The organism is Mesorhizobium sp. LSHC420B00, from assembly GCF_000503055.1.
Taxonomy (GTDB): domain Bacteria; phylum Pseudomonadota; class Alphaproteobacteria; order Rhizobiales; family Rhizobiaceae; genus Mesorhizobium.
This window is the reverse complement of sequence record NZ_AYVY01000012.1, coordinates 76,907-102,215: the sequence shown is the minus strand read 5'-3', so window position 1 is coordinate 102,215 and position 25,309 is coordinate 76,907. Positions and strand designations below refer to the sequence as shown.

The following is a 25,309-nucleotide window of genomic DNA, read 5'->3' as shown; positions in this document are numbered from 1 at the left end:
TTTGGAAAGGTCTGGAAAACCTCAGGCGGCAGCGCTCAGTCCCAGCCTCTCGAGCGCCAGCTTTCTTGTCGAGACATAGTCGGTCTTGCCCGAGCCCAGCACCGGGATTTCCTCGACCTTGACGATGTCGTTCGGTACCATCAGTTCGGCCGCCCCGGCCTTCTTGCCGAATTCGCGCAATTCGTCGGGATTGGCACTGTCGGCGGTGGTGACCAGGACGAGGCGCTCGCCGCGCCGTCTGTCCGGCACCGCCACCACGGCGTGATGCTCTTCCGGCCACAGCGACTGCACCAGCATCTCGACCGCACCAAGCGATACCATCTCGCCGGCGATCTTGGCGAAGCGCTTGGCGCGGCCGCGAATGGTGATGAAGCCTTCGCGATCGACCGAGACGATATCGCCGGTGTCGTGCCAGCCTTCGAGCGGCAGTAGCTCGCCCGGCCGATCGGCGGTCATGTAGCCCATCATCAGGTTCGGCCCGTCGAGCCACAGCCGGCCGGCGTCGCTAATGCCTTCGACCGGTTCGAGTTTCATGCGCATGGCCGGCAGCAGCCGCCCGACCGTGCCGTCGCGACCGTGGATGGCGGTGTTGACGGCGACCACCGGTGCGGCCTCGGTCAAGCCAAAACCTTCGATGATCTCGGCCTGGAAGCGTTCGCGATAAACCCGGCGCGTCTCCGGCTTCACCGCCTCGGCACCGGCGACGACAAAGCGCAGGCTGGAAAAATCGCCGTCCTTGGCGGTGCGGGCATAGTTGGCGAGGAACGTGTCGGTGCCGAACATCACCGTTGGCCGGACCTTGCGCGCCACCTCCGGAATAAGCTTGTAGTGGAGCGGTGAGGGGTAGAGGAACAGTTTTACGCCGGTGACCAGCGGCAGGATGGTGCCACCGGTCAGGCCGAACGAGTGGAACACCGGCAGCACGTTGAGCAGGATGTCGACCGGCGAGATGGTGATGCGGGCTTCGGCCTGCATGGCATTGGCAAGAAGGTTCCGGTGCGACAGCACAACTGCCTTGGGTGTGCCTTCCGAGCCGGAGGTGAACAGGATCACCGCCGGCTTGGCTGCATTCTGGCGCTGCAACGGCCATCGCCACAGCAAGGCGGCAGCGAGCTTGTCCAGCGCGGTCACGCTTGCGCGAACATCCTCCAGCCAGAGCAGTTTGGCTCCGCCCTTTTCCACCGCCTCGACTATGTCGGCGAGGTTGGCCTTTTCGACAAAGGCGCGTGAGGAGACCACGGTGCGGATCACCGCCGTGCGGATGGCGGCGGTGACGCTCGCTGGGCCGGCGGTATAGTTGATCATTGCTGCCACTCGCCCAGCCGACAAAACACCGACGAACGCCAGCACGAGGCCATTGGCGTTGGGCAGGAGCAGCCCAACCGCTTCGCTCGGCGCTGTCATTGCCTCGAAGCGGCGGCCCAAAACCCTGGCACCGATAAACATTTTCCGGTAGCTCAGCGCACCGCCGATGATGTCTTCGATAATTGGGTGCGAAGCGCCGACACGGTCGGCGGCATCACGCATGGCAAGGAACAGCCCTCGGTCGAGATCACTGCCAAAAAGCCTGGCCTCGGCGAAGCGATCGAACAGCGCATTGGTATTGGAGGCCTGATTGGGGTTCCGCGCCACCAACTCGGCGATGGTCATCGGCTCCAGCGCGCTGATCGACAGCTGCGGGAACCAGTGGCGCGGCGCCTTGTCTGCCGGCGTCAGCGACGCCGGCAGGCTGCGCGCGCCGGCAACGAAGATCGGCACGATGCGAGCGTCGGCCTGCATGGCGATACGGGTGATGGCGCGGAACAATCGAAACGACTTGACGTCGGGCTCGACCGCATTCGGAAGGTAAACCGCGAGCCGGCCCTTGCCCTTCAGCACCCGCACCAGTCTGCGGCTGACGAAGACGTGCTCGGCGTTGAAGGCGATGGTGCGGCCAAGCTCGCGCCATGGTTCCAGCCAGGGCGATCTGGCCGAAGCCGGGTCGAGAATGTGCAGCGTGTCCTCCGGCAGCAGCGACAGCATCAATGCCGGCTCGAGGCGCGACTGATGCCAGACGACGTAGATGACCGGAGCCGCCGACTTGCGGGCAATCTTGATTCGCTCGTCGTTGATCCGGTAGGCGAGCTTGAACGGCACGTAGAGCAGCGCCTGGCTCAAGCGCAGGCCGAGGCGGAACTTCTCCACCACGCCGATCAGCAGCCAGGCCGTGACAAGACCCGCAAGCAGCGCCAGTGTCAGGATCATCGCCGCATCTCCCAACAATCTCACGTCGCGGCTCTTCAGTGGCCGCTTCGGGTGAGAACCTAGCCGAAGTTGGATCAACGTCAATGCGGCTTCATTTTTCCGTCTCTCCTGCTATCAGTGGGCTCGGCTGCCTTCTCCACAAATCGCAGCTACGCCGCCTTCATCCTCCCGCTGATGAAGCGGAATTCCTGCGTCTTGCCGCCAAAGCCATACGCGGCCGCCGGCACTTCGTGCACGAGGGCATAGCTTTCCTCATGGACCTTGCCTAGCAGCCGGCCGAATGCTGCAAAGATTGCCTGGAGATAGGCCTCCAGTTCGAGCTTGGTATTGGTGCCGTCGACGACCTTGATGTCGAGCCAAGCCGTGTTGGCGCCGTGCTCGGCCAGCGACTTGCCGCCGGCGAACCAGTGCTCGGGGTCGAGATAGGAAATCGCGACAGCTGTGATCGTCGCGTCCTTGCGCAGATGCGTGGCCGTCAGTTCGGTCACCTCCTTGGCAATAGCGGCGGACAAAGCGGCATCGGGCTTGCCGGTAACGCTGACATTGATGATCGGCATGTTTCTTCTCCTCGGTTTCAAGCGGCGTCTCTTCGCCGTCGAGAAAATCATGCCATCGTTCTTGAGTCAGAAAAATCGAATTGTTTTTGATAAACACTTAGATATTATCGAATTATGCAGGCGCTCGATCCCGACCTTCTCAAAACTTTCCTGGCTTCGTCGATAGCGGCTCGCTGGCGCAGGCGGCGTCGATCGTCGGCCGCTCGCCGTCGGCGGTGACCGCGCAGATGCAGCGGCTGGAGGATATAGTTGGCGAACCGCTGCTGGTGCCGCAGGGGCGAGGGCGTGGCCTGACGCCGGCAGGCGAGGATCTGGTCGGCCACGCGCGGCGCATTCTTGCTGCGCACCGCGAGGCGTGGCTGGCCCTCAAAGGGGCGCATGCCGATGGGCGCGTCGCCATCGGCACGACGCAGGATTTCGCCGACAGCGGCTTGCCGCAGCTTCTCAGGGCCTTCGCTGTCAGCCATCCGCGCGTCAGGATCGAATTGCGCGTCGGCCGCTCCGCCGAACTGGCGCAGGCTTTGCAAGCCGGCACCCTTGATCTGGCCATTGCCATGCGACAGGCGCCGACGCGGGACGAAGTCGGCGTGCTCAAAGAGCCAATGATCTGGCTTTGCTCACAAAACGGCTTGGCCACCCGCCAAGAGGAATTGCCCTTGGCGCTGCTCGATCCCCATTGCGGGTTTCGCGATGCAGCGACCAGTGCACTGGATGCGGCCGGCCGCCGCTATCGCATTGCTGCCGGCAGTGCCAGCCTTGCCGGCCTGCGTACGGCGGTACACGCTGGCATCGCTTTGACGTTGAGGACGGCGCGCTTCGCTCATTCCGGCATCGTCGAGGCGCCGCGCGATCTTGATCTGCCGCCGGTGCCGGTCGCCGAATTCGCCATCCGCTTGCGTGAGGATGCCGACCGGCCGGCGCAGGATCTGGCCGCGTTATTCAGCGGCAACCTGGGCTTGGCCAGTTGAGTCAGCAAAGAAAAAGCCGACCTTGCGGTCGGCTTCTGAGTAGGACGGGCCGAGGGGTTTGGGGGGACTTGGGGGTGGCCCGTCGCAGCCATAATGCCTGAGCCCGATGATGGTTCCATGACTTTTCAAAATTTATTTTCAGGCACGGATTTCGCGTGATCGGACCCTCCAACTCGCCCTCGGGCGTGGCGAGGATTTTGGTCATGCATCCGCTGCGCGCTGCCTGGCCATCAGCCAGTCACGGCCGGCGTGAGCGAACACCGCGCAAAGCACGATTGCGCCGCCGACCATGCTGGCCGCCGGCGGGATCTCCGCCAGGAACAGGAAGGCGAACAGGATCGCGAATGGCACTTCGGCCGAACCCAGCAGTCCAGACTCGGCCGCCGGAATGAGCCGGGCGCCCTCCGTCCACAGGATCGAGGCAAGCGCGAACGAGGAGCCGAAGGTGGCTAGAAGCAATGCGTCCCTGGCCGAGACGGCCAGCGGATCGGTGACGAACCAGCCGAGCACGAACAAAAGGAATGCCGACACCGCACCCGCCCACACCACCGGCGTATCGCGGAAGGTGCGCACCATGATCATGTAGAGGGCGCTGCCGATCGTCATCAGCAGCGCCAGCCCGTCGCCGAACAGATGGCCGGTGCCGAAGCCCGACCAGACCATGATCGCCACCCCGCATAGTGACACGGCAGCGGCAGCAAGCGTCTGCAGCCGGAACGGTTCGCGGACCAACAGGAGGGCCAGCAGCGCGGTGACGAAGGGGGCGGTGGCATAGATGATGGCGACATTGGCGACAAAGGTGAACTTGAACGCCGAGATGAAGGCGATGCTGGCGAGCGCGCCCTCGATCGCCAGCAGCCAGCCGCGCCAGCCGAGCCGCAGGCTGTCGCGACCGCCGGAGCGCTGGCGGCGCCATAGCACATAGAGGCTGATCAGGATCGAGCCGACGAAGCCGCGCCAGCAGGTGATGGTCAGCGGGTCGGAATGGATCGATTTGGTCAGCACGCCGGTGAGGCCGAAGACGGCCGCCGACGCCGAGACCAGGATGATGCCAAGGGTACGTTCGCGGGCGCTTTCCACTGTGCCTGACATGTCCAGCGATTCCGTCATTTCACCAGCCTACGCTGCCCCGTCCTGACACCATAGTGTCAGCTTGATCGAGGCGTCGTGCATCGAAACAGCAGACCGGCAGCCCCGGTGAACAGGCTGCCGGCGAAGCCCTTTCGCGGGTTTCCAGGATGGCGTTATCGGCCATATGTCCGGCGGCCTTACGAATGTGTTGCGAGAGAGGGTGTGAAGGCGTTGGATGCTCCCCGTATCGTCAGGCTATACGGGCGAAACCCTGCCAAGCGCTACGCCAGCGGGGACTTGCGTTTGGGGCAGGCGACACCGCCGTTAAGCAGCGAAGCCAGGCAACTATGGGAGAGAAATGAAATGGACGCGATTGCATTGAAGGCCATGCAGGCGCCGCTGAAGGAGGCCTATCGCGACGACGCCTCGCGCGCGCTGATTACTCTCCGCGCCAAAGGCTCGATCGACGACCAATCGATCGCCTGCAAGGTCGAGACGGGCAGGGCGATCGCCATTGCCGGGCTGCATCCGGCGACCGGCGGCACCGGGCTCGAACTCTGCTCCGGCGACATGCTGCTGGAGGCGCTGGTGGCTTGCGCCGGCGTCACGCTGAAGGCGGTGGCCACGGCGCTGGAATTCAAGCTTGGGGCCGCCACAGTGGAAGCCGAAGGCGATCTCGACTTTCGCGGCACGCTTGGCGTGGCGAGGGATGCGCCTGTTGGCTTCCGCGCCATCCGGCTGACATTCGGCCTCGACACCGACGAGCCGCAGGAGCGCATCGATGCGCTGATCAAGTTGACCGAGCGCTACTGCGTGGTGCTCCAGACCATCAGCCAGAAGCCCGAATTGACGGTAAGCGCGCGACGCTGATGTGCCAATCTCTCCCCCTCAAGGGAGGAGATGACGCTCCTACTGCGCCGACGGCTCCTCGGCGTCGCCCTCGTCCGCGAACGGCGAGGCACTCGGCACGCACTGCACCGACCAGCCGGCCGGCGTCGGCTGCTTCTGGTATTCGGTGACGGCGGAGGTGCACTGTTCGCGGGTGTCGAAGGTGCTGGGCAGCACGACCATGCCGCCTTGCGGGCCGGCGATCACCAGATACCAGACCAACGCTACGCTCGGTGCCGCCATGGGTGTTTCCTCGCTCTGCTTGTTTTGGGAGTCGGTGCGATCCTAGCAACTCCGGCCAAGCGGCGAAAGCTGGGCCGAAGCGCGGCGTTAAGCCACGGCATCACAGCCGCGTGATGCAAGGCCGCTTACTCCGGCTGCCGGTAGGCGACAAAGCGGTTGTGCTTGGCCTGGAAGATCAGCCCCGTCTCCTTGAGCGCAGGGCTGGCCAACGGCACGATACGCTTGGCGATCTCCGAAGGGTGCGGCAGCGTTTCCGGATACTCGCCGGGTACGGCCTGCGCCCGCATCGCGGTGCGCGTTGCCCCGGGATCGGCGGCGTTGACCCTGAGCGGCAGGTTTTCGGTCTCATGGGCCCACGAACGCGTCATGGCCTCGACCGCCGCCTTCGACGCCGCATAAGGCGCCCAGAAGGCGCGTGCGGAGTGGGCCAGGCTGGAGCTCAGCACGATAGCGCGGCCGGCATCGGAAAGCCTCAGCAGCGGGTCGACCGAGCGGATCAGCCGCCATGTTGCGGTGACGTTGATGGTCATCACCTTCTCGAAGGTCTTTGCCTCGACATGGCCGATCGGGGCGATGACGCCGAGCACAGCGGCGTTGGCGACCAGTATGTCGAGCTTGCCCCAGCGCTCGTGGATGGCGCCGCCCAGCCGGTCGATCCCCGCCATGTCGGCAAGATCGAGCGGGACGAGCGTCGCTTGTCCGCCGCCTGCTTTGATCTGGTCGTCGAGCTCTTCCAGCCCGCCGACGGTGCGGGCAACCGCAATCACATGAGCACCGGCTGCGGCAAGCTCCCTGGCGATGAAATAGCCGATACCGCGCGAGGCGCCGGTGACGACCGCAACGCGGCCGGAGAGATCGAGGGTCATGCTTGAACTTCCATGAGGTCGGCGTGAAGCACCCCCCTCTGCCTTGCCGGGCATCTCCCCCTCAAGGGGGGAGATTGGCCCTCATCAGGCTCAGCGCCTGTTCTGCGACCGTCGCGATTGGCGAAAGTCGACAGTTCAGCCGATCTCCCCCCTTGAGGGGGAGATGCCCGGCAGGGCAGAGGGGGGTAACCTGGCGAAGACAAATGGCGATCCGGCAACCTTACGACCCGCCCGCCGCCAAGAGCGAAAGCGTGCGGACATTGTCGGAGCCTTCGAAATCGGCAAGCCGGGTCGGATACTGGCCGGTGAAGCAGGCGTCGCAGAATTGCGGCTGCTCGTTGTCGCGGCCGGCTTCGCCGACGGCCCGGTAGAGCCCGTCGATCGAGAGGAAGCCGAGCGAATCGACGCGGATGAACTCGGCCATCTCCTCCACCGACATGCGCGAGGCCAGCAACTTCGACTTTTCCGGTGTGTCGACGCCGTAAAAGCACGAGGCGCGCGTCGGCGGCGAGGCGATGCGCATATGCACCTCCTTGGCGCCGGCATCGCGCACCATCTGCACGATCTTCTGGCTGGTGGTGCCGCGTACGATCGAATCGTCGACCAGCACCACACGCTTGCCTTCGATCATGCGGCGATTGGCGTTGTGCTTGAGCTTGACGCCCATGTGGCGGATCGAATCGCCGGGCTGGATGAAGGTGCGGCCGACATAGTGATTGCGGATGATGCCGAGCTCGAACGGAATGCCCGCGGCCTGCGAAAAGCCGATCGCCGCCGGTGTGCCCGAATCCGGCACCGGCACGACAATGTCGGCCTCGACCGGGCTCTCCAGTGCCAGCTCGGCGCCGATGCGCTTGCGTACCTCGTAGACATTGCGGCCTTCGACCGAAGAATCCGGCCGGGCGAAGTAGACATATTCGAAAATGCAGAAGCGGGTCTTCTGCGGCTCGAACGGGAACAGGCTTTCGATGCCCTTGCTGGTGACGACGACCATTTCGCCGGGCTTCAGGTCGCGCACGAAACGCGCCCCGATAATATCGAGCGCACAGGTCTCCGAGGCGAGAATCCAGGCGCCGTCGAGATCGCCTAGCACCAGCGGCCGGATACCGAGCGGGTCGCGGCAACCGATCATCTTCTTGGACGTCATTGCCACTAACGAGAAGGCGCCTTCGACCTGGCGCACCGCATCGATGAAGCGCGAATTGAGGTCGCGCTCCTTGCTGGTGGCGACCAGATGCAAGAGCGTCTCGGTGTCGGAGGTGGAAGAGAAGATGGCGCCCTGCTTCTGCAGGGCGCGCTGAACGGTCATGGCGTTGGTGAGATTGCCGTTATGGGCGACGGCAAAGCCGCCATCGGCAAGTTCGGCGAAGAAAGGCTGGATGTTGCGCAAGCCAGCGCCACCGGTGGTGGCATAGCGTGTGTGGCCGATGGCACGGTTGCCTTGCAGGCTGTCGATGACACGCTGCTTGGTGAAGGTGTCGCCGATCAGGCCGACATGGCGTTCGACATGGAATTGGGTGCCGTCATAGGAAACGATGCCGGCCGCTTCCTGGCCGCGATGCTGCAACGCATGCAGGCCGAGTGTTACGATGGCTGCGGCGTCCTGCCGGCCGAAAATGCCGAACACGCCGCATTCGTCGTGGAAATGGTCGTCGGCTTCGGCGGAAAGCACGTCGTCTGCGTCTGCCACTGAGGCTGCCATTGGGGGCTCAAGCTCCGCTAAAGTCGCCATATAAGGTCATAGCGCATCGAAAGCAACGCACGTCGTGCGACGTTCACATGATCGACAGTCTCGAGGCGAGCAAGTCTGCCGAAATCAGTTTGCCGGCGCCGGGTTTGCAGGTGCCGGCGTCGCGGGCGCATTGTCGGCCGGCGGAGCGTCGCTGTCATCGGGTGCCGGAGCAGTGGCGTCGTCGCCGGCGGCAGGTGCTTCCGCTGCAGGCGCGTCGGGGGCCAGAGGCGTCTCGGTGGCCGGCTGATTCGGATTGAGCTTGTTGAGGATGGCGTTTTCCGGATCCTCGGGCAGCAGGCTTTCCAGCTTGGCACCGATCGATTCGAGCAGCGGCTTTGACTTGGCGTTGGCAATCCAGCCTGGAGCTTTGGCGCCGGCCAGCCAATTGAAAAACAGCAGTGCGACCGCGACCACCAGGATGCCGCGCGCCGCGCCATAGAGGAAGCCAAGTGTGCGATCGAGCGCGCCGATCCTGGAATCGATGATCCAGTCGGCGAGCTTCATGGTGATGACGGAAACGACGATCAGCGCGACAATGAAGACGATACCGGCGGCCGCCGCCATGGCTGCCTTTTCGTTGTCGATATAGGGCTGAATGTAAGGCAGCACCGGCTTGTAGAAGAAGAAGGCCGCCGCAGCGGCAACTGCCCAGGAGATGATCGACAGGATCTCGCGCGAAAAGCCGCGAACCATGGCGAGCATCGCCGAGACCAGGGTGAAGCCGACGAGAATTCCGTCAAGCAGCGTAATCGGCATGTTTTTCGCCCCGCTCCGATCTCTTTTTCACGACTCGACGAGCCGCATCAGTCTTGCTCGTCGGCGCGGCTGCGCCGAGAGCCGGCTATGCGCGCCACGAGATCGGCAAGCTCGGTGGGCTGGAAAGCGCCGGCTCCGATCCCCCCGGCCCCATTACCACCAACAAGTTCCTCGCTGCCCAAGGGCAGAACCGCGCTTCCGAAACCCAGCTTTTCGGCTTCCTTGAGGCGCTGCTGCGCATGCGCAACCGGCCTCACCGCCCCCGAAAGGCTGATTTCGCCGAAATAGACGCAATCGGCGGGAAGGGCAAGACCGGTGAGCGAGGAAACCAGTGCCGCCGCCACCGCCAGGTCGGCCGCCGGCTCCGAAATGCGGTAACCGCCGGCAACGTTGAGATAGACGTCGTGCGTGCCGAAGCGAACGCCGCAATGGGCTTCCAGAACCGCCAGGATCATCGACAGCCGGGCGCCGTCCCAGCCGACGACGGCGCGGCGTGGCGTGCCGAGCGTCGAAGGTGCTACCAGCGCCTGGATCTCGACCAGCACCGGCCGTGTGCCTTCCATGCCGGCGAAAACCGCGGCACCCGGCGACTTCGCGTGACGTTCACCGAGGAAAAGCTCGGACGGGTTGGCGACTTCCCGCAAGCCCTTGTCCGACATTTCGAAGACGCCGATCTCGTCGGTTGGCCCGAAGCGGTTCTTGACCGTTCGCAGGATGCGGTAGTGGTGGCCGCCTTCGCCCTCGAAATAGAGCACCGCGTCGACCATGTGCTCGACGACGCGTGGGCCGGCGATCTGGCCCTCCTTGGTGACATGGCCGACCAGAACGATCGCCGCCCCTGTGGATTTTGCATAGCGGATCATCGCTTGGGCGGCGGCACGCACCTGGGTCACCGTGCCGGGCGCTGAATCGGCCATGTCGGTCCATAGCGTCTGGATCGAATCGAGAATGACCAGGTCCGGCCGCTTGCCATCGGCAATGGTGGCGAGGATGTCCTCGACGTTGGTCTCGGCGGCGAGTTCGACCGGGGTGTCGGCGACGCCGAGCCGCTGGGCGCGCAGCCTGATCTGGGCGACCGCTTCTTCACCGGAGACGTAGACGATGCGGTGGCCCTTTGCCGCCAGTGCGGCTGCAGCCTGGGTGAGCAGCGTCGACTTGCCGATGCCGGGATCGCCGCCGACCAAAAGCGCCGATCCGCGCACGAAGCCGCCGCCGGTGGCGCGGTCGAGTTCGCCGATGCCGGAGACGATGCGCGGCGCGTCCTCGATGTCGCCGGAAAGGCTGGTCAGCACCACCGCGCGGCCTTTGCGGGCGTTGCGGGTGTTGGCCGGGCCGGAGCCGATGCCGCCCGACGTGCCTTCCTCGACCAGCGTGTTCCACTCGCCGCAGGCATCACATTTGCCGGCCCAACGCTGATGCACCGAACCGCAATTCTGGCAGATGAACTGGATACGGGATTTGGCCATCAGTTTATTGGTTCCAAGAGGTATTTGGGACGATCCCAGTAAACCGGCAAAGCATCTTCGATCGTATCGAAATGAGTGCGGCGCTGGCCGTTTCTCAGAGCCCAATTGTCGTATGCCGACCAACACGCATATCTGAACAGACCGACCGCGAAGTCGTTCTCTCGCCCGACTTCATCGTGCAACGTCTCCAGCAATCTCATAAGGGCAGTCGAGAGGCGACGATCATTGAGCCGGTGCATCAAAAGGAATGCGCACCCGATCGCCGCCAGAGAGGTGTCGTGCCGAGTTTCGTCCAACGAAAGGGCCAAAAAACTCAGCAGATCGTCGATGTCAGCTGTCGCTCCCAATTTCCAAACTCGATAAAGACCGGTCACTGCCGCGCTTCGCGTATAGTCTTCGACATGCTTGGCAAGGAATTTCCTCACCAATTCAACGTTCTCGGGCGTAGGTTCGCTTGAGTAGCAGAACACCAGCAAACCGGCGTGCGATTCCGTGCGAGAAATTGACCGGGCAGATCTCAAATATTCAGTGAGTTGCGCGCGTTCATCCTCGGAGATGTTATACTCTTCGAATTTTATCCTTTGGTAGATATCTCTAAAGTCCAATCGGCTGCTCCGCGACAATGCCTACTCGAACCGATCCGGCAAATGATGCTCTTCCGCAAGGTCCGAGAAGCGGGTGAATTCGCCCTGGAAGGCGAGGCTGACCGATCCCGTTGGGCCGTGGCGCTGCTTGGCGACGATTACTTCGGCCTTGCCGCGCATCTCGTTCATCTCGTGTTCCCACTTGATGTATTCGTCGGTGCCCGGCTTCGGCTCGCGGTTCTTCAGATAATATTCCTCGCGGTAGACGAACAGCACCACGTCGGCGTCCTGCTCGATGGAGCCCGATTCGCGCAGATCCGAAAGCTGCGGGCGCTTGTCGTCGCGGCTCTCGACCTGGCGCGACAGCTGCGACAGCGCGATGATCGGCACCGCCAACTCCTTGGCCAGTGCCTTGAGCCCGGTGGTGATCTCGGTGATTTCCTGGACGCGGTTTTGCGATGATTTCGCGCTCGATCCCTGCATCAGCTGGATATAGTCGATGACGATGACGTCGAGGCCGCGCTGGCGCTTCAAGCGACGCGCGCGGGCGGACAGCTGAGCGATGGAAATACCGCCGGTCTGGTCGATGAACAGCGGGATTTTCTGCATGGTCTGCGAACAGGCGACGAGCTTTTCGAAATCCATCTCGCTGATCTCGCCGCGGCGGATTTTCGACGACGGGATTTCGGTCTGTTCGGAAATAATGCGGGTGGCGAGCTGTTCGGATGACATTTCGAGCGAAAAGAAGCCGACGACGCCGCCATTGGCCGCCTTGAACGAGCCGTCGGCCTGCTGCGCCGGGACATACGCCTCCGCGATATTGAAGGCGATGTTGGTGGCGAGCGAGGTTTTACCCATGCCGGGGCGGCCGGCAATGATGATCAAGTCGGACGACTGCAGGCCGCCCATGCGACGGTCGAGGTCGCGCAAGCCGGTGGCGACGCCCGACAAATGCCCGTCGCGCATATAGGCGGCATTGGCCATGTCGACCGCCGTCTTGACAGCGTCGGTGAAGCTCTCGAAGCCGCCGTCGTAGCGGCCGGTCTCGGCCAGCTCGAACAGCCGCCGCTCGGCGTCCTCGATCTGGTCGGAGGGCGACATGTCGACCGGCGCGTCATAGGCGATGTTGACCATGTCCTCGCCGACGGTGATCAGCGCGCGGCGCGTGGCCAGATCGTAGATGGCGCGGCCATAGTCGGTGGCGTTGACGACGGTGACGGCCTCGACCGCCAGCCGCACGACATATTGCGCCACCGTCATGTCGCCGACCTTCTCGTCGGCCGGCAGGAAGGTCTTCAGCGTGATCGGCGTCGCGATCTTGCCCATGCGGATGAGCTCGGCCGCGACCTCGAAGATCTTCCTGTGCAACGGCTCGTAGAAATGGCCAGGCTTCAGAAAGTCGGAGACGCGATAGAAGGCATCGTTGTTGACCAGGATGGCACCGAGCAGCGCCTGCTCGGCCTCGATGTTGTTCGGCGCCTCGCGATAGAGCGGTGTTTCCGCCACGCCGAATTTTCGTGCTGCCTCTGCCATGATGTCCCCGGTCCTGATCCCGGTCTCTCGATATCAGAACGAGACAAGTCGGTGATGACTTATCTGCATCAGTCCCCAACCAACCAACTTTGATGCCCGCGATTCACAGCCAAGATACTTCGGTGGAAAGAATCTCGATTGACTCGAATCAAGATGGCGAGCCTAACCGTTCTTGGGCGAGAACAAAACAGGAAAATAGCTGCCGATCATTCCGGCAAGGCGTCACCCCAGTCCAGTCGCCGCGCGGCCTTGAACGTCTCGCCGTCGCGCTTCGTGAACAGTCGCTCGGCGGCATGACCATCCTGTTGGCAAAGCTTCAGCAAGACCTTGCCGGAGCCCGATTTCGGCGGTGCGATCACCCGCGCGCGGGGCGGAGCGGCCGGATGACGGGAAGCGGCGACAAAGATGAACTTTTCGTCCTCCCACGGCACCTCGGCATCCTTGGCCAGACGGTGCAGGCGCGAGCGGGCGACGCGGCGGGCGAAATGGCACCAGTCGGGAGCGACAAGTGGGCAGGGCGCCTCATGCGGGCAGGGCGCGAGCACGTGCGCCCCCGCCTCGATCAGCTGCCGCCGCACGGCAAGGATGCGCTGCCAGCCGGCCGGCGTGCCTGGCTCGACGACCAGCAGCGTGTCGGCGGTCAGCTGCCAGAGCCGGTCGATTAGTTTTGCCAGCGATGCCGGCGCGATCTCATCCAGCACATAGGCCGAAGTCACCAGCTCGGCCGGCTCCAGATCGACCAGGTCGATGGTGACGTCGCCGGTCAGCCAGGCGGTCTTGGCATGGATTGTCTCGGCGGCAAGCGCCTCGCCGACCCGCCGCACCGCGGCACCGGCCTCGAGCAGCACTGCCTGTTCGAGATCGGGCCAGAGATCGATTGTGGCCCAAAGCACCGTGCCAGGGCCGGCGCCGACATCGAGCAAGGTCTTCGGAGCATAGTCGGGCCGAGACTCGCCCACCGCATCGAGGCTGGCACGGACGGCCGCATAGGTCGCCGGAAGCCGCGTTGCCAGATAGGCCTTAACCGCCATTTCTTCGGCCATGTGCAGGCGGCCATCGCGCAACTCGGCGCGGTAGCGGTCCGACAGCGTCTTGGCCGCTTGCTTGATCATCGGCAACGGCACCTGTTCGAGAAGGCGGTCGACGCCTTGTCTAAGCGGGGCGGGCAGTTCCATGGTCTACGCAGCCCGAGGTGCGAGCACGATGACCGAGGCGCCAATGATGCACATCGTGGCACCGGCAAGATCCCAACTGTCGGGGTGCACGCCTTCCGCCAACCATAGCCAGACCAGCGAGGCGGCAATGTAGATGCCGCCATAGGCGGCATAGGCCCGGCCCGCCGCACTGGTGTCGACAAGCGCCAGCAGCCACGCGAATAGCACCAGTGAGACGAGACCGGGCGCCAACCACAGCGGCGACTTATCCAGCCGCCACCACGCCCAGAACGAGAAGCAGCCGGCGATCTCGGCAAGTGCGGCGGCGACGTAGAGGAGGTAGGTCATGAAAAAAGGTCCCGCGTTGACGAGACCTTTTTCAGCGTGCCAGCCGGCAATGGCAAGCGGCAATGGCGCGATCGCCGGCAGTCTACTCCGGATCTGCCACCTTGCGGCGGCGAGTGGGCTTGGCGGCAGGAGCCTTTTCACGACGTCCAAGATCGCGCATCTCCAGCGCCTTCTCGCAACTGGCCATGTAGTCGCGCGTCACCGGCAGCGTGTCGTTCTTCTTGGCGATCTGGATCTGGAAGATCACCAGATCCTGCCATCGGAAGGCAGCTTCCGAGGCGGCAAGATAGAACTCCCACATGCGGCAGAAGCGCTCGTCATAGATCGCCTTGGCCTTGTCGCGGTTGGCGGCAAAGCGCTCGCCCCAATGCTTCAGCGTCTCGGCATAATGCAGCCGCAGAACCTCGATGTCGGTGACGACGAGCCCCGACTTTTCGATAGCCGGCATCACTTCGGAGAGCGACGGGATATAGCCGCCCGGGAAGATGTATTTGCGAATGAAGGCGCTGGTCGCCCACGGCACACCGGAACGGCCGATCGTGTGCAGCAGCATGACACCGTCCGGCTTCAGCAGCGTCGCCGACTTGTCGAAGAAGGTACGGAAATGATTGACGCCGACATGCTCGAACATGCCGACCGAGACGATGCGGTCGAAACGCTCATTGAGCTCGCGATAGTCCTTGAGGTCGAAATGCACCCGGTTTTGCAGGCCTTGCGCGTGCGCGCGGTCGGTGGCGACGCCGTGCTGCTCGGTCGACAGCGTCACGCCTTGCACGTCGACGTCGAACGCCTTGGCGAGATAGAGGCCAAGCCCGCCCCAGCCGGAGCCGATGTCGAGTACCGTCTGGCCCGCTTTCAACCTGAGCTTGGCGGCGATGTGGCGCTTCTTGGCTGCCTGGGCCTCATCGAGCGTCATGTCCGGCTGCTCGAAATAGGCGCAGGAATACTGCATGTCCTCATCGAGGAAGAGGCGATAGAGGTCGCCCGACAGATCGTAGTGGCGCTGCACGTTGCGGCGCGCCCGCGACGCCGTGTTGATCTGCTGCAGGCGCCGGAAGGCGTGGCGCAGACCCTCGATCGCCTTCGACCAGGTGGCATCGATGCCGCCGCTGCCCATGTTCTGGAACGCAATGCGCATCACCCCCAGCACGCCGCCCTCGATAATGTCGAGTTCACCGTCCATGTAGGCTTCCGGCACCGCCAGCATCGGATCAAAAGTGATGGCGCGCTCGGCATGCCTTGTCTTGATGTGCATGTGCACCGGCTCGCCGCTGCCGTCACCGAAAGTCACCATCGAGCCTTGCGGCCCTGTCACCTTGAGATTGCCTGTGCGGACCAGGCGGTCGAGAACGCGCTTAAGCAGAATATTCATGACCAATTGTCCCCTCTCGGCCAGACATGCTGTCCTATTCTGCATCAAGATATAGGGGTTCGAAAAGTTCCATTTGGCATAAAAATGCCCGGGTGCGAGGCCCGGGCATTGGTCCAGATAGGTATTAGCCGACGAATGCCGGCGAACAACGATCAGCCGTTGTCTTCGCCGCCCTCGAACTCCGCGTTCGGATCGAAGAAATTTTCCGGCCGCGCATTGTCGTTGATGTCTTCGCCGTAGATGGCTTCGGCGGTGGTCAGCGTTTCGCCCTTGGCCTGGCGTTCGGCTTCGTCGGCCGTGCGGGCAATGTTGAGCGTGATGGTGACCTCGACTTCCGGGTGCAGCGCGATCGCCACGTTGGTGACCCCGATGGTCTTGATCGGCTGATTGAGAAGGATCTGGTTGCGGTTCACCGAAAAACCTTCCGCCGTCAACAGCTCGGCGATGTCGCGCGTCGAGACCGAACCATAGAGCTGGCCGGTCTCGCCGGCCGAGCGCACGGCGATGAAGCTCTTGCCGTCGAGCTTTTCAGCAATCTGCGCGGCCTCGGACTTGCGCTCCAGGTTGCGGGCCTCGAGTTGGGCGCGCTGTCCCTCGAACTTCTTCTTGTTACCTTCGTTGGCGCGCAGCGCCTTGCCCTGCGGCAGCAGGAAATTGCGGGCGAACCCGTCCTTGACCTTGACGGTGTCGCCCATCTGGCCGAGCCGGGAAACGCGTTCGAGAAGAATGACTTCCATGGTTTTGTTCCTTCGCTTGGGCACCTATCCTCAGGATCGGCGCCGAATTGTCTGGAACAGGTCAGGAAGCTGGGGCGTCGCCGCCTGTGTCGCTGTCCTGCCTGTCGCGGCAGTTAGGATCTCTTGTCGAAATCCAACCCGGGATTTGGTGTTCGATCCAGCTACGCCCGTCGTGGCCGGTGAAAAAAGCGGGCGGCGAACCGCCCGCTGGCTAGACCATGATCCCGAAAACTGGAAACCGGTTTTCGGATAAGATCATGGTCAACTAATCAGTCTTAGCGGACCACGTAGGGCAGCAGGCCGAGGAAGCGGGCGCGCTTGATCGCCTTGGCGAGTTCGCGCTGCTTCTTCTGGCTGACGGCGGTGATGCGCGACGGCACGATCTTGCCGCGCTCGGAAATGTAGCGCTGCAGAAGCCGCACGTCCTTGTAGTCGATCTTCGGCGCGTTGGCGCCGGAGAACGGGCAAGTCTTGCGGCGACGGTGGAAGGGGCGCCGGGTTGGGATCTGGTTGATGTCGACCATTATTCTGCGGCTCCTTCAAAGCCTTCGCGCGGACGGCGCGGGCCACGATCGGCACCGCCATCGCCGAAGCTGCGCGGCGGACGATCAGCACGGTCACCGCGATCGCGGTCGCCGAATGAGCGCGGGCCACGATCGCCACGGTCGCGGTCGCCGAAGCCGCCGCGTTCCGAGCGCTCTTCGCGCTTCTGCATCATTGCCGACGGGCCTTCCTCATGCGCATCGACCTTGATGGTCAGGAAACGCAGCACGTCCTCGGACAGGCCCATCTGGCGCTCCATCTCATTGAGCGCGGCCGGCGGGCAGGTGATGTCCATGAGTGTATAATATGCCTTCCGGTTCTTGTTGACCCGGTAGGTGAGGGACTTCAGTCCCCAGTTCTCGACCCGGCCGACGGACCCGCCATTCGCGGTGAGGACGCCCTTGTACTGTTCGACAAGCGCATCGACCTGCTGCTGCGAGAGGTCCTGCCGGGCAAGAAACACATGTTCGTATAGAGCCATAGTGTTCGTGCCTTTCTTCGTTTCTCTCCCGGTTCCCGGCGGCAAAAGCCTCTGCAACTTCTCTGACCCGCAATCCTTGCGAAGACGGGGAAGAAAGGAGCATGACGAGACGGTCGAGAGCGGAGACACGGGAGGCGGAAGCGCTTCTGGCTCCACGCGAAGGTTCGAAAACCTCCGGCCCTCCGTTCAGCCCCCAGCAAGGACCGGCAGATTGCGGGCGTCTATACAGGAATTTGACCGCAAAGCAAGGCCAAACGACAGGCCAAACGGCTCGACTAGCGTCCTATCTTCCAGAGCACAACGGACCTCGATGGCAAGGTTTTACGGATTTCCTGAAACCTGACCTTAACCATCATGCGAAGTTCCCCGTGCCGGCGGGCGTGGCGGCAACCCGCCGTTCATCATGCGAATGCAAAACGAACAGTTCGCGCGCGGCCGCCAGCAAGGCGGTTTTGGGGATAAAATGCTGTTCGACAAATTCTGCCGTTCGAAGAGCGGCAACTTTGCCCTGATGCTGGCGTTCGGGCTGCCTGCGGTTCTGACGGCCGTCGCCTTTGCCGTGGACGTGTCCACCTTGATGAGGGCCAAGGTCAGCTTGCAGAACGCGCTCGATGCCGCGAACCTTGCATCTTCGCATCTCGGCGACATCGAGGCTTCGCGCAAGGACGTCTTCGACCGCTACTTCCAGGCCAATGTCGCCGGCCACAGCGAGTTGAGGAACGCCGAAGCGACGCTTACCGTCGAAAGGGGCCTCAATTACATCCAGACAAAGGCTGTCGCCGCGGCCGATGTCAACTTGAACTTCGCCTTCCTGTTCGGCAACGACAAGCGCATCACCGTCGATGCCGGCGCCGTCGAATCGACCAATCAGCTCGAAGTCGTGCTGGTGCTCGACAATACCGGGTCGATGGCCAGCAACGACCGCATCGGCGCATTGCGGACGGCGGCGACGGGCTTGATCGATATGCTCCAAGCCGCGAAGTCGCCGACGCGCAGCGTACGTGTCGCAGTGGTGCCGTTCGTCACCGCGGTCAATGTCAAGGGCGAGGACTACGATCCGGCCTGGATCGACATGGCCGGCAAATCGCCGAACAATGGCGCCAATTTCCCCTTGGTCGGCGGCAAGCGCGTCAACCATATGGACCTGTTCAAGCAATTGGGCGTCGAATGGAGAGGCTGCGTCGAGGCGCGGCCCGGAATCAACAATGTTTCCGACATTTCGCCCGACCAAAACAAACCGGACACCCTGTTCGTACCCTATTTCGCGCCGGACGATCCAGGTAACGCCAAAAATCCGAACAGCTCCTATGGCAATTCGGCGGCCGGCTACAACAATTCCTATCTCGACGATACGGTTATCACCCTGCTTCCCGGCCTCACCGGCGACATCGCGAAGTACAGTGTTTCGACGATGAAGCTGATCAACGACAAGAAAGGCCCCCTGACCATCGGCCCAAACCGGGCCTGTCCGACGCCGATAGTGCCGCTGACCGACGATTTCGACAAATTGCGTAAGGCCGTCAGTGAGATGATCGAATGGAACGGCTCGGGGACCAATGTTTCGGAAGGGTTGTCATGGGGGATGCGGGTACTCTCGCCGGAACCGCCCTACAGTGACGGCGCGCCGTTCAGGGCGTCAGGCACGACCAAAACGGTGCTGCTGCTCACCGACGGCGAAAATGTTGTCTATGGCGCGAAGGATACGCCACAGAAGTCGGACTATGGTTCTTACGGGTTCCTGGCTTCGGGTCGGTTCGGATCCAGCGACCAGACCGCGGCCGCGCGCAATGTCGACGACTGGACAACCAATGTCTGCAACACGTTGAAGAAACAGGACGTGCAGATCTTCACAGTACTGCTGCAGGCCGACACCGCAGCCAACCGCAAGCTCTACGAGGCCTGCGCGTCGTCGCCGTCGGATTATTACCCGACCAACGACGTCACCCAGCTCGAAAGCGTGTTCCTGAAAATCGGAAGCTCGATTTCGCACCTGCACTTGACGAACTGAACGACGTCAGTCGCCCAACGGCCGTTCCGCCGCCGCTGCTCAACTCGTGTGCGCAGCCACTTTGCGTGTGGTTTCGGGGAAGAAATCGGGCGCCGCATGGCGCTTGCCGAACATCATGTCGTACTGCAGCAGACGGAAGTCGCGGATTGCCGGGTCGATCTCTTTCTGACGCGACCAATCGGGGGTGGCGTCGCCCGCCGGTGCCAACAGCAAATTGCGGTCGATGACGCGGTAGTGCTCCCGCAACTGGCCGAGGAAGCCGGTGTAATAGGGATGACTGATGCCGGCAGTCTTCAGGATATGATAGGGCAGGAAGGCTGGGCTGACGGCGCCGAGATCCTCGGCCGGGCCGCTGCGGTTTGACCAGACGATCAGCGGCGTCTGGTGGTGCAGCAGCATCTGGTCGGCCGCCTCCTTGCGCGGCGCGACATTGTCCTTCAGGAAACCGGTCTCGACGTAGACCGGCCCAAGCGGCGGCAGATGGTCGCCGAAGAAGGCGATGACCGTCGGCCGCTGGCGTTTCTTCGCCCATTCGATCAGCCGCTCGAGGCCACGGTCCGCGTCGGAAGAGCCTTCGGCGTAGCTCAACAGCGATTCACGTGCCCATTGGCTGATCGGCGCCTGCACCTTATGGGTCGGATTGTTATAGCGATAGGGCTCATACGGCCCGTGGTTCTGCAGGCTGACGGCGAAAAAGAAGACCGGCTCGGCGCTGGTATCGGCCTCGTGGATGATCTCGTCGGTCATCGCTGCGTCCGACGCGAGCGGTCCGCGTTTTTGCATGGGCGGCAACGTCTCCTCGGATTTGAAGTCGTTGAAGCCGAAATCGGCATAGACGGCTCCCCGGTTCCAGAACCAGTTGGTGCCGGGATGGATGGCGCGCGCCCGGTAGCCCTGACTTTTCAGGAAGGTCGCCAGCGACGGGGTCGGTGTCCGCACATATTGCTGGTAGGGAATACTGCCCGCCGGCAGGAAGGCGTTGGAAAAGCCGGTCAGGGCCTCGAACTCGATGTTGGCCGTCATGCCGCCGAATTCGGGCGAGAACATGTAGCCCGTGCGCAGTGCCCGCACATTGGGGATAGGGTCGGGCGTGATGGTGACGCCGGGCAGCTTGGTCGGATCCCAGAAGGATTCGCTCATGACGACGATGATGTCGGGCTTCTCGGCGGGTACCGACGCCGTCACCTGCGGTTTGCCGATCGCTTCGATCGCCTTGCCGGAATAGCCGGGCGGCGCCGAGACATGGGCCATCGGGACGTTCAGCGCGAATGCGAGCGCAAAACCGTTCGAGGCATAGTTTTCCTTCTGGTCCCACATGATCGGGATGATCTGCAGCCGGTCGCGCGTCCATGAGAAAGTGGCATAGTCCATGATGGAGACGAAGAAGGCGATCAGCGGCACTGTCAGCGTCAGTCGGGCAAGGCGGCCCTTGTGGCTGAGCGCCGGAACGCGGCGGCGCCATAGCCGCCAGCCATAGACGAGAAGCGACAGCCCGCCGACGACGCCGATCGCCAGGGCAATGGCGGTTCCCGGGCGATCGCGTACCAGGAGCGGCATCAGCGCCACGATCTGCCGAGAATAGAGGAAATCAGTCGGATAGAGCGGATCGCCGAGATAGAGCGACTTCTGGTGGCCGACGAACGCCAGCGACAACGTCAGCGGCGCGAGGATCATCAGGCTCTGATGGCTGCGGCCGAGCACGGCGTCGAGCCCTATGAGGATCAGCGCAAAAATGATGATTGTGGTCCAGCCGGGTTTGAAGGGCTGCAGAAAGAAGTCGACGGTGCCGGCAAAGTTGCCGCGCACGATCAATTCGATAGAGAACACCAGGATGGCCGCGGCCAACAGGCTGATGAAGCCATAGCGGATGACAGGCCATTTGCGCCCCGGCAGATAGCCGGTGGCCGGATCGCCTTCGAGAAACTGTGGCGCGGCCTCGGCTGCGCTCTTCTTGGTCTTTGCCACTGCAATAGTTCCCCGGCCCGCAACAAAAGCGTCACTCGACTGTCATCGAACTGTCACGCAAAGCTAGCGCCTGTGGCGGAAATAAGAAGAGCCAGCAAACAAATCGTGAGCGGTTTTCATCATGAGTGATCGCCAAAAAGCCTGCCGAAACAGGCACTCGGCCGACGTTGCGCGGTCAAGGTTGGACTTGACTCGGCCGCACGCCTTGCGTCACAGGCAACGAGAACCAGCAGCTGGGAGCCGCCGATGGCCATCGCATTCACCTTTCCGGGGCAGGGCAGCCAGGCTGTCGGCATGGGCAAGGACCTCGCCGATACCTTTGTTGAATCGCGGCGGATCTTCGAGGAAGTCGATGAAGCGCTCGGCGAAAATCTATCGAAGCTTATCTGGGAAGGCCCGGAAGAGACGCTGACGCTGACCGCCAATGCCCAGCCGGCGCTGATGGCGGTGTCGCTTGCCGCAATCCGGGCGCTGGAGGCGCGCGGCTTCTCCCTGAAAGGCAAGGTCACCTATGTGGCCGGCCACTCGCTCGGCGAATATTCGGCACTTGCGGCCGCCGGTTTCGTTTCGGTCGCCGACGCCGCCCGGCTGTTGCGCATCCGGGGTAACGCCATGCAGGCGGCGGTACCGGCCGGCGAGGGCGCCATGGCGGCGATCATCGGGCTGGAACAAGCCGACGTCGAAGCCGCCTGCGCAGAGGCTGCCCAAGGCGCGGCCAAAGATCCCGCGCAAGCCTTGGTTTGCCAGATCGCCAATGATAATGGCGGCGGCCAGCTGGTAATCTCCGGCGCCAGGTCGGCGGTCGAACTGGCGGCGAAGCTATGCACGGAGAAGGGCGCCAAGCGGGCGCTCATGCTGCAGGTTTCCGCGCCCTTCCATTCGGCATTGATGAAGCCGGCGGCCGAGATCATGCGGGAGGCACTGGCCGCCGTGACGAAGAGTGCACCGGCCGTGCCGCTGGTCTCCAATGTTACGGTGACCCCGACGAGCGATCCCGACGAGATCGCCCGCCGCCTCGTCGAACAGGTGATCGGGCGCGTGCGCTGGCGCGAAACGGTGGAGTGGTTCGGCGCGAATGGCGTTGCGACGCTATATGAAGTAGGCGCCGGCAAGGTTCTGTCGGGGCTGGCGCGGCGCATTAACCGCGATATTGCCACCAGTGCAATCGGATCCGCGGCGGATGTCGAGGCGGCGCTGGCGGCGCTTGCATAATCAACTGGCGATTTGACCCCGCTCCGTGCGAAGGGTGTTCGCTCAGATCAGGAGACAAAAATGTTCGAATTGACCGGCCGCAAGGCGCTCGTCACCGGCGCATCGGGGGGCATCGGCGAGGCGATCGCCCGCGTGCTGCATGGCCAGGGCGCCATCGTCGGCCTGCACGGCACGCGTATCGAGAAACTGGAGGCGCTGGCCGCCGAACTGGGCGACCGGGTCAAGCTGTTTCCGGCCAATCTTTCCAATCGCGACGAGGTCAAGGCGCTTGGCCAGAAGGCGGAGGCCGATCTCGAAGGCGTCGACATCCTCGTCAACAATGCCGGCATCACGAAGGACGGGTTGTTCGTACGCATGGCTGATGCCGACTGGGATAGCGTGATCGAGGTCAACTTGACCGCCGTGTTCCGGCTGACCCGCGAGCTTACCCATCCGATGATGCGGCGCCGCCATGGCCGCATCATCAACATCACTTCAGTGGTCGGCGTCACCGGCAATCCCGGCCAGGCCAATTATTGCGCCTCCAAAGCCGGAATGATCGGCTTTTCCAAATCGCTGGCGCAGGAGATCGCCACCCGCAATATAACCGTCAACTGCGTCGCCCCGGGCTTCATCGAATCGGCGATGACCGACAAGCTCAACGACAAGCAGAAAGAGGCGATCATGGCGGCGATCCCGACGCGGCGCATGGGCACGGGCGCCGAAGTCGCCTCTGCCGTCGCCTACCTCGCTTCCAATGAGGCGGCCTACGTCACCGGCCAGACCGTTCATGTCAATGGCGGCATGGCAATGATCTAACACTTGGGAAAACGCTTCATTCCGTCTTGGATGCACGGGATTTTTCGTGTAATGCCGCCCGCAACCCGGCGGTTCGGGCAAAAACCGGTCCTGTTCCGCTGCGTTTCCGGCAGGACCATCTTTCAGCTTGATTAGCGGCATTCTGCCCGCTAACGAAGACAGACAACCAAAAGACGAGGATGCCCAAATGAGTGACACCGCAGAGCGCGTCAAGAAGATTGTCATCGAGCACCTTGGCGTCGATGCCGACAAGGTGACGGAGCAGGCGAGCTTCATCGATGATCTGGGCGCGGACAGCCTCGACACGGTCGAACTTGTCATGGCGTTCGAAGAAGAGTTCGGCGTCGAAATCCCCGACGATGCGGCCGAGACCATCCTGACTGTTGGCGATGCGGTGAAATACATCGACAAGGCCTCGGCCTGACGCTATTTGCAGTCATCACCGGGGAGGACCTGCGATGAGGCGTGTCGTCGTCACGGGCCTTGGGCTGCTTTCGCCGTTCGGCATGGGCTTCGAGCACAGCTGGAATGAGCTTCTGACCGGCCGCAGTGCAGCCAAGCGCATCACCGAATTCGAGGTGGAAGACCTTGCCTGCAAGGTCGCCCACGTCATTCCGCGCGGTGACGGCTCCAATGCCACTTTCAATCCTGAAGCCGTTCTCGAGCCGAAGGAACTGCGCAAGATCGGCGACTTCATCCTGTACGGGATCGCGGCCGCCGACGAGGCGCTCAAGGATTCCGGCTGGCAGCCGAAGACGCATGAGGAACAGTGCGCCACCGGCGTGCTGATCGGTTCCGGCATCGGCGGCATCGAAGGCATCGCCGAGAATGCGATGATCCTCAAGGAACGCGGTCCGCGCCGCATCAGCCCGTTCTTCATCCCCGGCCAAATCATCAACCTCGTGTCCGGCCAGGTCTCGATCCGGCATGGGCTGAAAGGCCCCAACCATGCCGTCGTCACCGCTTGCTCGACCGGTGCGCACGCCATCGGCGATGCCGCCCGGCTGATCATATGGGGCGATGCCGACGTTATGGTCGCAGGCGGCGCCGAAGCGCCAGTGACGAGGCTTTCGATCGCTGGGTTCGCGGCTTGCCGCGCGCTCTCCACCGACCGCAACGACGCGCCGCAAACGGCCTCGCGCCCCTATGATCGCGATCGCGACGGTTTCGTCATGGGCGAGGGCGCCGGTGTTGTCGTGCTCGAGGAACTCGAACACGCCAAGGCCCGCGGCGCCAAGATCTATGCCGAGGTCACCGGCTACGGCCTGACCGGTGACGCCTATCACATCACCGCGCCAGCCGAGGACGGCGACGGCGCTTTCCGTTGCATGACGGCGGCGCTGAACCGGGCGAAGCTGACGCCCGCCGATGTCGACTACATCAACGCCCACGGCACCTCGACCATGGCCGATACGATCGAACTCGGCGCCGTCGAGCGGCTGGTCGGCAACGCCGCCTCGAAGATATCGATGTCGTCGACGAAATCGTCGATTGGCCACCTGCTGGGCGCGGCTGGTGCTGCCGAGGCGATCTTTTCGATCCTCGCCATTCGCGACAACATCGCGCCGCCGACCATCAATCTCGACAATCCGGAGCGCGAAACGGCGATTGACCTTGTGCCGCACAAGCCGCGAGCCCGGCAGATCGACGTGGCGCTGTCCAACTCCTTCGGCTTCGGTGGCACCAACGCCTCGCTCGTCTTCCAGCGCTACAATGGCTGACCGCTCCGCCGGTTTGCGTCTGCCGTCAATTTTGCCATATTCGCCCCTACTCTGCCCGAGGG

The 25,309-nt window shown here is 63.1% G+C and carries 23 protein-coding genes and 1 pseudogene; 7 read left to right on the top strand and 17 right to left on the bottom strand.

Annotated features, from left to right (window positions below):
- Positions 1-21: 21 nt before the first annotated feature.
- Positions 22-2,244 carry an AMP-binding protein gene (locus tag X760_RS57900; RefSeq protein ID WP_023719844.1) on the bottom strand — a complete coding sequence of 741 codons (2,223 nt, stop codon included), beginning with the start codon at positions 2,242-2,244 and terminating at the stop codon, positions 22-24.
- 149 nt (positions 2,245-2,393) lie between these two features.
- Positions 2,394-2,801 (bottom strand): 4-oxalocrotonate tautomerase family protein, encoded by a 408-nt coding sequence (locus tag X760_RS57895; RefSeq protein WP_023719843.1) that lies wholly within the window; start codon positions 2,799-2,801, stop codon positions 2,394-2,396.
- A 114-nt stretch (positions 2,802-2,915) separates the two neighbouring features.
- On the opposite strand from X760_RS57895, the pseudogene X760_RS57890 reads away from it, so the two are divergent.
- Positions 2,916-3,769: pseudogene (locus X760_RS57890) on the top strand (LysR substrate-binding domain-containing protein).
- A 201-nt stretch (positions 3,770-3,970) separates the two neighbouring features.
- Here the strand turns inward: X760_RS57890 and X760_RS57885 are convergent.
- Positions 3,971-4,879 (bottom strand): DMT family transporter, encoded by a 909-nt coding sequence (locus X760_RS57885; protein ID WP_023719842.1) that lies wholly within the window; start codon positions 4,877-4,879, stop codon positions 3,971-3,973.
- Positions 4,880-5,203: 324 nt separating this feature from the next.
- On the opposite strand from X760_RS57885, the gene X760_RS57880 reads away from it, so the two are divergent.
- Positions 5,204-5,710, top strand: coding sequence for an OsmC family protein (locus X760_RS57880; protein WP_023719841.1), 507 nt, complete (start codon positions 5,204-5,206; stop codon positions 5,708-5,710).
- Positions 5,711-5,749: 39 nt separating this feature from the next.
- On the opposite strand, the gene X760_RS57875 is transcribed toward X760_RS57880, so the two are convergent.
- The 13 genes from X760_RS57875 to rpsF form a co-directional block, all read right to left on the bottom strand.
- On the bottom strand, positions 5,750-5,971 hold the full coding sequence (locus tag X760_RS57875; protein ID WP_023719840.1) for a hypothetical protein: 222 nt from the start codon (positions 5,969-5,971) through the stop codon (positions 5,750-5,752).
- Positions 5,972-6,096: 125 nt separating this feature from the next.
- Positions 6,097-6,837, bottom strand: coding sequence for an SDR family NAD(P)-dependent oxidoreductase (locus X760_RS57870; RefSeq protein WP_023719839.1), 741 nt, complete (start codon positions 6,835-6,837; stop codon positions 6,097-6,099).
- A 220-nt stretch (positions 6,838-7,057) separates the two neighbouring features.
- Positions 7,058-8,527, bottom strand: a complete 1,470-nt coding sequence (gene purF, locus X760_RS57865) for an amidophosphoribosyltransferase (protein WP_023719838.1) — start codon at positions 8,525-8,527, stop codon at positions 7,058-7,060.
- 126 nt (positions 8,528-8,653) lie between these two features.
- The gene (locus X760_RS57860) at positions 8,654-9,325 is read right to left on the bottom strand and encodes a CvpA family protein (RefSeq protein ID WP_023719837.1); all 672 of its coding nucleotides are present in this window, start codon (positions 9,323-9,325) and stop codon (positions 8,654-8,656) included.
- 47 nt (positions 9,326-9,372) lie between these two features.
- Entirely contained in the window at positions 9,373-10,791 is a 1,419-nt protein-coding gene (gene radA, locus X760_RS57855; RefSeq protein ID WP_023719836.1) for a DNA repair protein RadA, read from the bottom strand.
- Positions 10,791-11,396, bottom strand: a complete 606-nt coding sequence (locus X760_RS57850; RefSeq protein WP_023719835.1) for a hypothetical protein — start codon at positions 11,394-11,396, stop codon at positions 10,791-10,793. The genes radA and X760_RS57850 overlap by 1 nt, the downstream gene beginning before the upstream one ends.
- 21 nt (positions 11,397-11,417) lie before the next feature.
- Positions 11,418-12,908 carry a replicative DNA helicase gene (locus tag X760_RS57845; protein WP_023677714.1) on the bottom strand — a complete coding sequence of 497 codons (1,491 nt, stop codon included), beginning with the start codon at positions 12,906-12,908 and terminating at the stop codon, positions 11,418-11,420.
- A 206-nt stretch (positions 12,909-13,114) separates the two neighbouring features.
- Positions 13,115-14,083: a small ribosomal subunit Rsm22 family protein gene (locus tag X760_RS57840; protein WP_023719834.1), complete on the bottom strand. Its 969-nt coding sequence runs from the start codon at positions 14,081-14,083 to the stop codon at positions 13,115-13,117.
- Positions 14,084-14,086: 3 nt separating this feature from the next.
- Complete coding sequence (locus X760_RS57835) at positions 14,087-14,410, bottom strand: YnfA family protein (protein ID WP_023719833.1); 324 nt, start codon at positions 14,408-14,410, stop codon at positions 14,087-14,089.
- A gap of 82 nt (positions 14,411-14,492) precedes the next feature.
- Positions 14,493-15,782, bottom strand: coding sequence for a cyclopropane-fatty-acyl-phospholipid synthase family protein (locus X760_RS57830; protein WP_023719832.1), 1,290 nt, complete (start codon positions 15,780-15,782; stop codon positions 14,493-14,495).
- 152 nt (positions 15,783-15,934) lie between these two features.
- Positions 15,935-16,519 carry a 50S ribosomal protein L9 gene (gene rplI / locus X760_RS57825; protein WP_023719831.1) on the bottom strand — a complete coding sequence of 195 codons (585 nt, stop codon included), beginning with the start codon at positions 16,517-16,519 and terminating at the stop codon, positions 15,935-15,937.
- Positions 16,520-16,794: 275 nt separating this feature from the next.
- Positions 16,795-17,043, bottom strand: coding sequence for a 30S ribosomal protein S18 (rpsR, locus tag X760_RS57820; RefSeq protein ID WP_006203718.1), 249 nt, complete (start codon positions 17,041-17,043; stop codon positions 16,795-16,797).
- A complete protein-coding gene (gene rpsF / locus X760_RS57815) occupies positions 17,043-17,543 on the bottom strand; it encodes a 30S ribosomal protein S6 (RefSeq protein WP_023719830.1) in 501 nt (166 codons plus the stop codon). Before rpsF ends, rpsR begins: the two co-directional genes overlap by 1 nt.
- Positions 17,544-18,006: 463 nt before the next feature.
- Between rpsF and X760_RS57810 the strand changes: the two genes are divergently transcribed.
- Complete coding sequence (locus X760_RS57810) at positions 18,007-19,551, top strand: pilus assembly protein (protein WP_023719829.1); 1,545 nt, start codon at positions 18,007-18,009, stop codon at positions 19,549-19,551.
- Between the two features lie 39 nt (positions 19,552-19,590).
- Here X760_RS57810 and X760_RS57805 read toward each other — a convergent pair whose 3' ends face one another.
- Positions 19,591-21,516, bottom strand: coding sequence for an LTA synthase family protein (locus X760_RS57805; RefSeq protein WP_023719828.1), 1,926 nt, complete (start codon positions 21,514-21,516; stop codon positions 19,591-19,593).
- Positions 21,517-21,762: 246 nt separating this feature from the next.
- Between X760_RS57805 and fabD the strand changes: the two genes are divergently transcribed.
- The 4 genes from fabD to fabF all read left to right on the top strand — a co-directional run bounded on the left by fabD (position 21,763) and on the right by fabF (position 25,247).
- Entirely contained in the window at positions 21,763-22,728 is a 966-nt protein-coding gene (gene fabD / locus X760_RS57800; RefSeq protein WP_023719827.1) for an ACP S-malonyltransferase, read from the top strand.
- A gap of 60 nt (positions 22,729-22,788) precedes the next feature.
- The gene (gene fabG, locus X760_RS57795) at positions 22,789-23,526 is read left to right on the top strand and encodes a 3-oxoacyl-[acyl-carrier-protein] reductase (protein ID WP_023719826.1); all 738 of its coding nucleotides are present in this window, start codon (positions 22,789-22,791) and stop codon (positions 23,524-23,526) included.
- 187 nt (positions 23,527-23,713) lie between these two features.
- Positions 23,714-23,950, top strand: a complete 237-nt coding sequence (locus X760_RS57790) for an acyl carrier protein (protein ID WP_006203723.1) — start codon at positions 23,714-23,716, stop codon at positions 23,948-23,950.
- A gap of 34 nt (positions 23,951-23,984) precedes the next feature.
- Positions 23,985-25,247 (top strand): beta-ketoacyl-ACP synthase II, encoded by a 1,263-nt coding sequence (gene fabF / locus X760_RS57785; RefSeq protein WP_023719825.1) that lies wholly within the window; start codon positions 23,985-23,987, stop codon positions 25,245-25,247.
- Positions 25,248-25,309 lie beyond the last annotated feature (62 nt).